Source organism: Micromonospora gifhornensis (assembly GCF_016863515.1).
Taxonomy (GTDB): Bacteria; Actinomycetota; Actinomycetes; order Mycobacteriales; family Micromonosporaceae; genus Micromonospora; species Micromonospora gifhornensis.
The window spans coordinates 1-1,310 of record NZ_BOPA01000101.1; the positions used below are offsets into that span (position 1 = coordinate 1).

At 61.0% G+C, this 1,310-nt stretch carries 1 protein-coding gene; it reads right to left on the reverse strand.

Annotated features, from left to right (window positions below; genetic code table 11):
- Window positions 1–266: 266 nt before the first annotated feature.
- A complete protein-coding gene (locus tag Vgi01_RS30295) occupies window positions 267–1,292 on the reverse strand; it encodes a TolB family protein (RefSeq protein ID WP_204293341.1) in 1,026 nt (341 codons plus the stop codon).
- Window positions 1,293–1,310 lie beyond the last annotated feature (18 nt).

Here is a 1,310-nt window from a genome sequence, read left to right on the forward strand (position 1 = left end):
AACCTATGTGCGCGCAACGCTGCAAGAGGTCGCGGTAGCCTTGGCCGGCCTGACGGGTGAGGAGCATCCGCTCGCTGCGGAACACTAGACGATGACGACCTGGGGCCTCCCTCGTGTGGGGCGAGGGAGGCCACCCGTTCCTTTCGGGTATCCCGCTGCCCTCGCCGCACCCGCCCTGACCGGCAAGATCCGTTTAGAAAAGGTTCGCGGTGGCCGGCGGCCCGCCACCGGCCCCGTTTGGCCAGTTCACGATGCTACCGAGGGCCCTATTTCGTCTGGACAAGATCCAACTGCACCACGTCGTCTCCCTTTGACGTCGAACGGGAAACGGCGGCCCTTCGACCGTCGGCGCTTACGCTGATCGCCCCAAATCGCCCAGACAAAACACGTGAAGACTTTCCACTGGCGGCATCAATTCGCCAGACACCCAACCTGTTGTTGTGGCGACCAGACACCAATAGTGAAGTCCCGTCCGGAGATACCGCCAAGTCGTACGGGCCAGTAAAATCCGGCCCTACCTGCCGAATGATGCCTGACTCGGGATTGAAAGCCACCGCATGCCACCGTGCACGTTCGTCAAAAATGCTTTCGGCCTCGTTCGAGACAAGGAAGAAGACCTCACCGGATCGTCCCACGGCGAGAAACCCTGCTCGTCCCGGTGCTGAACAACCGGAAGGGCTGAAGAAGTCTCGATCCAGATCGAATGGCACAAGCTGAGCCGGTTCACGTTTCGGGAACGGAGCAACTTGACCATTGACGTACCGAGCAATGCTCTGGCATCTGCCGGTTACAAACTCTACCCATCCGTCCATCAGGTTTTCATTCCAGGACATCACCCAGTGCGCACCCAACGTTGCCAGTTTGACGACCTTCCCATCGTCCAAGACGGCGGCAATTCTTGAACTGACATGAGTCGTGGTGGCTTCGCAGTCGACTACGGCGCCCAGCCTGCCGTCCGGCAAGCTGGATATGGTAACGATTTCGGGAGTGCCGCAAAACGCGGTGGACCGAACGGCCACAGTTTGGCCTCGGCCACCACTTGTGATCAACGCAAGTTCCGAAGGGCCGGCAGAGCCGACGCTGCGGAGAACGTAAAGTTGACCGCCCGGCAGCCACGCGACATCCTCGACGTTGCCCTCATATGCCATCGCTAGCCGTTCAGGTTCAACGCCGGGGCCATTCCCGCAGCCACTGAGAACGACGGCAGAGGCGACGGCGATCGCCGCGGCGGTCGCACGCCAACCTCGGGCCAGTTTCCCGACGTCCCTGGCGATCGCCGTCGCCTCATTCATACCCTACATCCCCTTACT